This is a genomic window from uncultured Meiothermus sp. (genome assembly GCF_937863175.1).
Classification (GTDB): domain Bacteria; phylum Deinococcota; class Deinococci; order Deinococcales; family Thermaceae; genus Meiothermus.
Window position 1 is genome coordinate 1 of the sequence record NZ_CALMCQ010000179.1, and the last position, 6,157, is coordinate 6,157.

General features: G+C 58.6%; 7 protein-coding genes. 4 read left to right on the forward strand and 3 right to left on the reverse strand.

Annotated features, from left to right (window positions below; translation table 11 throughout):
- The first annotated feature begins 158 nt into the window (after positions 1–158).
- From aspS to Q0288_RS06935, 4 genes are all read left to right on the forward strand, one after another.
- Positions 159–1,901, forward strand: a complete 1,743-nt coding sequence (gene aspS / locus Q0288_RS06920; RefSeq protein ID WP_299429069.1) for an aspartate--tRNA ligase — start codon at positions 159–161, stop codon at positions 1,899–1,901.
- Positions 1,902–2,027: 126 nt separating this feature from the next.
- Positions 2,028–2,939, forward strand: coding sequence for a PhzF family phenazine biosynthesis protein (locus Q0288_RS06925; RefSeq protein ID WP_299429071.1), 912 nt, complete (start codon positions 2,028–2,030; stop codon positions 2,937–2,939).
- An 80-nt stretch (positions 2,940–3,019) separates the two neighbouring features.
- A complete protein-coding gene (locus Q0288_RS06930; protein ID WP_299429073.1) occupies positions 3,020–3,844 on the forward strand; it encodes an HAD family hydrolase in 825 nt (274 codons plus the stop codon).
- 78 nt (positions 3,845–3,922) lie between these two features.
- The gene (locus tag Q0288_RS06935) at positions 3,923–4,735 is read left to right on the forward strand and encodes an HAD-IIB family hydrolase (RefSeq protein WP_299429075.1); all 813 of its coding nucleotides are present in this window, start codon (positions 3,923–3,925) and stop codon (positions 4,733–4,735) included.
- A 27-nt stretch (positions 4,736–4,762) separates the two neighbouring features.
- Here Q0288_RS06935 and Q0288_RS06940 read toward each other — a convergent pair whose 3' ends face one another.
- From Q0288_RS06940 to Q0288_RS06950, 3 genes are all read right to left on the reverse strand, one after another.
- Complete coding sequence (locus Q0288_RS06940; RefSeq protein WP_299429077.1) at positions 4,763–5,326, reverse strand: DOMON domain-containing protein; 564 nt, start codon at positions 5,324–5,326, stop codon at positions 4,763–4,765.
- A 17-nt stretch (positions 5,327–5,343) separates the two neighbouring features.
- Positions 5,344–5,790 (reverse strand): hypothetical protein, encoded by a 447-nt coding sequence (locus Q0288_RS06945; protein WP_299429079.1) that lies wholly within the window; start codon positions 5,788–5,790, stop codon positions 5,344–5,346.
- Positions 5,783–6,157: hypothetical protein (locus Q0288_RS06950; RefSeq protein ID WP_299429081.1), on the reverse strand; the 375-nt coding region annotated here is incomplete at its 5' end. The genes Q0288_RS06950 and Q0288_RS06945, both read right to left, overlap by 8 nt.

Here is a 6,157-nt window from a genome sequence, read left to right on the forward strand (position 1 = left end):
GACTCCATAACGGGTTACATTATATCTAAATAATCATATATAAAAATGTTTATAACTCTAAACTGCCGCAGTATTAAGGCCAATTTGTTTTTTCACTGCGGGCCGGGTTCGTAAAGCGGTGATTTGAGAAGTTTTCACAAAACGGTATGCTAAAGCCTATGCGTCGTACGCTCTATTGCGGCAACTTGCGTGAACAACATGCTGGACAGTCGGTGGTGCTGGAAGGCTGGGTCAACCGGAGGCGTGATCTGGGGGGCCTGATTTTTATAGACTTGCGGGATCGCGAAGGAATTGTGCAGGTTGTGGTTAGTCCCGATAGAGCCTGTTTTGCCGAGGCCAACAAGGTGCGCTCGGAGTGGGTAGTGCGTATCGAAGGGGAGGTGCGCTCACGGCCTGCCGAGCAGACTAACTCCAAAATCAAGACCGGGAGGGTCGAGGTGGTGGCGAACCGGCTGGAAGTGCTCTCCGAGGCCCGAACCCCCCCTTTTCCCATTGATGCGGCCTGGCGCGGTGAGGAAGACCAGACCGTAAATGAGGAAGTGCGCCTCAAGAACCGCGTGATGGACTTGCGTCGTAGACGACTCCACGACAACCTGCGTCTGCGGCATAAGGTAATTGCGGCGATCTATCGCTTTCTTGACCAGGAAGGATTCATCAGTGTCGAGACCCCCTACCTGACCCGCTCTACCCCCGAAGGTGCGCGGGACTTTCTGGTGCCTTCAAGGCTCGAGCCCGGCCACTTTTATGCGCTGCCCCAGTCGCCCCAGCTTTTCAAGCAGATGCTGATGGTCGCAGGCTATGACCGGTATTTCCAGATTGCCCGCTGTTTCCGTGACGAAGACCTGCGTGCCGACCGCCAGCCCGACTTTACCCAGCTCGACCTCGAGATGTCCTTTGTGACCCAGGACGATCTGATTGACCTCAACGAGCGGCTGGCTGCCTATGTGGTGCGCGAAACCACCGGGGTTGAGCTGCCCCTCCCCTTCCCCCGCCTGACCTATGCCGAGGTCATGAACCGCTACGGCTCGGACAAACCCGACCTGCGCTTCGGACTGGAATTCAGTGACGTGACCCAGGCTTTCCAGGGCGGCGAGTTCCGCGCCTTTGCCAGCGCTGAAACAGTTAAGGTTTTGGCGGTGCCGAGGCTGCTGCCACGCAAGGAGATTGAGGAACTCGAGGCCATTGCCAAATCCAAAGGGGCGGCTGGACTGGCCTGGGCCAGGATAGAAAATGGCGCGCTCACCGGCGGCATTTCCAAATTCATCCCATCCAGCCTGCGCGAGCAAGTAACCCTCACCGAGGGCCAGACCCTCTTGTTGGTGGCGGGTTCTTGGCGCAAGACCGTAGAGAGCCTGGGAGCGGTGCGGCTCGAGCTAGGCAGAAGGCTGGGCCTGATCGAGCCAGGCTTCAAATTTTTGTGGGTGGTAGACTTTCCTTTGCTGGAATGGGACGAAGACAACGGGCGCTGGACCTACATGCACCACCCCTTTACCAGTCCCAATCTCGACGACTTGCACCTGCTGGAAACCGACCCCGGCCAGGTGCGGGCCTATGCTTACGATTTTGTCTTTAACGGCAGCGAGGCTGGGGGAGGCTCGATCCGTATCCACCGCCGCGACCTGCAAGAGCGGATGTTTGCACAGCTCGGCATTGGGCCGGCTGAAGCGCAGGAAAAGTTTGGTTTTCTGCTCGAGGCCCTTTCCTACGGGGCACCCCCCCACGGCGGGATTGCCTGGGGACTGGATCGCTTCGTCGCCAACCTGGCAGGCGAGGAGTCCATCCGGGAGGTGATCGCCTTTCCCAAAAACAAGGAGGGCAAAGAAACCCTTACCGGTGCGCCCGCCCTCGTGGATGAGGGCCAGCTTGCCACGGTTGGGCTTGTCGTACGGGGTGATTCGTGAGGGGGTCGAAGGACAGGGGTCGGGATGCAGGTTACGCTGTGCAGCTGGGTGAATCGGCGGTCAACCGACGCTTCCCCTCTCCCCTGCCCTGTTTCTGGGCCTCTTTGCTCCCAAAGGCGGTATCCCATGGCTAGCACGTCTCACCGAATCCCTTACCTGCTGGTGGATGCCTTTACCGAAACGCCCGGTGGAGGCAACCGGGTGGCGCTGGTTCTGGACGCGCGGGGGATGAGCACCGAGGAGATGCAGCGGGTGACTGCCCGGCTTGGACAACCCCAGGCGGCTTTTGTGACCGACTGGGACGGCTCGGGGTTTGGGGTGCGTTTTTTTGCCGCCAATGGGGAGGTGGAGTTTAGCGGCCATGCCGCCGTAGCCCTGGCACTCACGCTGGCAACGGAAGGAAAGCTGTCTGCTGGCATCAAAAAACTCTATTTGCGCACCATCGGGGAAGCCCTGATGGTCGAACTCGAGGGTGGACGGGCCCTGGTGCAAAGCCCGGTACCCCGCTTCCGCGATCCCCCTTCCTGGAAGGTGCTGCAGGAGTTTATCGAGGTGATGGGCGCTGATGAACGTTATTTGCACCGGGGCCTGCCCTATGGCATCACATTTACCGGCTTGTGGACTTTGTTCATGCCGGTGGTAGCCCCTGGGCTGGTAGATGGTCTCGAGCCGGATATGGAAAAACTGACCGAATTGTCGGAGAAACTCGAGGTCGCCACCGTTCACGTCTATGCTCCGTATGGTCCTCGCCACTTCTATGCCCGTACCTTCGCGCCCGCACTGGGCATCCCCGAAGACCCCGTGACCGGCTCACCCAACGCAGCCCTGGGCGCACTGCTGGCCCGCGCAGGGGTGGTGCCGCGCTGGGAGGGTCTGGTTCGCCTGACCGTTACCCAGGGCCACCGCATGGGCGGCCCCGGACAGGTAGAGGTGAGGGTCGAGTATGGCCCTGCTGGCAACATCCTGGGGGTGTTCATTGGCGGCACCGCAGTCGTGGCCGCCAACGGCGTGGTGGAGTTTGGAGGCAGCCTCAACTAGGCAGCATCGCTTTATTTCCTTACACACCCGTATGCGCGGCTACATGCCGAACATCTTGCAACCGACCGGAAACCAACGCCATGAATAAACCCATCCAGCTTGTGCTCATAGACGTGGACGGAACCCTGTTTGGTCCCTCCGGGGTTCCCCCGTGTGCCTGGGATGCTGCAGCGCGGGCCAGGGCGGCAGGGCTGCATCTGAGCATCTGTACCGGGCGGCCCGGACGTGGCTTCGCCCTCGAGTACGCCGAGCGGCTCGACCCCGAAGGCTTTCATATCTTCGAGTCGGGGGCAGTGGTGGTTTCGGGCCACAAAGAAGCAGTCCGGGTCTCGGCACTGCCACCGCAGGTCTATCAGAAACTGCTGGCTCTGAGCCGAGCATATACGGTTCCATTTGAGGTCTATACCGCCGAGGGTGGTTTTTACCGCGAAACTGCCCACCCCGACCTGATCGCGCACGAAAACATGCTGGGGTTTGGGGCTGAGCTGCAAAACCTCGACAGGATTCCTGGGCAAATTATTCGAGTACAGTATGTGTCCCGCCCCTCCCCGGGATGGCGGGCGGTACGCGAGGCCCTGCGGGTCATGCCCGAGGTAGAGCTGCACGAAGCGACCAGCCCCGGAATTCTGGGCGTCGGGTTTAATTCGGTGACGGCGGCGGGGGTGTCCAAGCGGGCGGCGGCGGAATGGGTGGCGGCCCAACTGGGTCTGGACTTGCGCCAGTGTGCAATGGTCGGGGATGGTGAAAACGACCTCGAGCTGATCCGGGCCGCCGGGCTGGGCATTGCCATGGGCAACGCGCCGGATCTGGTTCAGCAGGCCGCCGATCGGGTGGTGAATTCGGTGGGTGAGTGTGGCCTCGAGCAGGCCCTGGACATGCTAAGGGAGCGGTACCTTGAGCGCTAGTATGTGCTTATTTTCACGATAAGTAAAGTTCGTGAATAAGTTATTTACTTGTTGCGAAGATGGGTAGGGAGATACGGAATGATTAAACTGGTAGCCCTTGATCTGGATGGAACCTTCTATGCTGGAAGAACCCTCGGCATACCCGCGTCGGCCTGGGCGGCCATTGAGCGTGGGCGTGCGTCCGGCTTGAAGTTTGCGGTCTGTACCGGTCGCCCTCAGGGGGGGCACGGTCTTCAGTATGCACAGGGCTTACAGCCGGATGGTCCCCATGTATTCAACGATGGAGCTTCAATTTGCGACGCCTGGGGTAGGTCGCTGCATGCGGAGCCGGTGCCCCGGCTACAGGAAATCGTTGCCATTGCGCGCAAAAATGGCCTGCCCTTCGACCTGATGGGCGCAGACAACGGGCGCTACTACGAAAGCGAATTGATGCCCCCCGAACTCCTGACCCATATCGAGATGACCGGGGTGGTGGCCCGCTCGGCAGCGTTCGAGAACATCCGCGAGACCCTGGTGCGGCTATGGTTTGTGGTGCCCGATCTGAGCCTGTGGGAAACGGTCAAGCCCGACCTGGAAGCACTGCCCGAGATTGATCTGGCCGAGTATCTGAGCCCGCGCGAGGTGATTACGGGCGTGATCAAAAAGGGCATCTCCAAATCATCTGGGCTGAGCTGGTTGGCCGGACACTATGGGGTCTCCCTCGAGGAGATTGCCATGATTGGCGACAGCCACAACGACCTCGAGGCCATCCGCGATGCCGGTCTGGGGATTGCCATGGGCAATGCGGTAGATGAAATACTCGCAGTGGCCGATCACATTACCGGCCACGTGCGCGAGAACGGCTTTGCCCAGGCCATCGAGCATGTACTGGCGCTCAATCGGCGAGGCTAGGGCGGGTTAACAAAGCGTTAGATAGGTTCAGAAGTTGAAATTTTCGATCTGCCAGCGCTCTCCTCTTCGATGTTCTTCCTTGATATCCATCTTGGAAGCAATGGCAATCATCAGAATAAACCGCTGACCTGGAACGATCTCCATATCGGTTGCATCTCCCGTCTTGAGTTTGCGCGAGAATTCAACCGTCCAGGTCTGACCCGCATGGGTTCCAGCCGACTGCAGAATGGAGTTCCTGCCGCCCTCGGCAGTATCGAGTTCAGGGTCATCGGTGCGTCTAACTTGAATCATGTCCAGAGCAGTAAATCTACCGCCATCCATGGTAAAGATATAGGTATCGGCTCCTCTCTTCCGATCTTCTCTTTCAGCCAGCATGGCAATTCCCATCCAGCCGGGGCTTTCTATTTGTAGAGCAATAAATATGGTGTCCCCAACAATGCTCCAGGAGATGGTCAGGCCGGAGCGTTCGTGCTTGCGAGTCTGGGCATACTCCCCCGCACTTATTCTTCCATCAATGGTGGGTGCTCTTTGGGCCAGAGCAAAGGTTGAGCCGATTAGTGCCATCGCCATTAAAACGCGCATGAGATTCATACCTGTACTCCTGTTTCCTATCTATCTGTGATGGTCCAGCCAACGATCAGGGCCACCGCGCCTATGTGCGCATGGGGCAGCGCCGCCAGCACTGGCCTCGAGCCGGTAAACGCCTCCAAAAATCCGCTTAGGGTCCAGATGCTCACCTCGGCATCCTGGGCGTTCCAGACCAGATGGAAGTATGCACCGATCATACCGGTTATGAGGGAAACCACCATCCAGACCATGAAGGGGTAGCGGATCAACCGCCCTCGATGGAAAAACATCAGCAGGGTCAGGGGAAAGCCAACCAGGGAGACATAGAAGGGAATTCGAGACTGCCAGGACTCGAGGTAGTGCCGGAGCACCCAGTGTTCCACCGCATAGAAAGCAAACCCAAACGCTGCCAGCAGTAAAAAGGCTGTACGCAAAAACTCCAGCAGGCGCTCCTGCTCGCTTTTGGCTTTGATTAAGGCTTCAATCACCCTGCACCTCCTTGCCGGTGCGATATACCGCCAGCAACCCGGTCACCCCCATATGGGTGAAGACCAGGGCAACCAGAACAGGTCTCGATCCCGCCAGCGCCTCCATGGCAGCGCTAAACTCCCAGTTTATCTCGCCCTCGAAGTTCCACACCCAGTGATAGTAGGCTCCGATAATCCCCGTCAGCACCGAAATCCACATAGAAACGATGAAAAACCAGCGTATCCAGGGGGTCTTACGATCAAAAAGTATCAATACAGTGCTAATTAGGGCGGGAATGGAGATCAAGAAAGGGATTCTCGATTCCGGGCTGTCCAGCCAGTGCTGCAGGATAATTAGTTCCACAGGGTAGAGCACCCAGCCCACCAG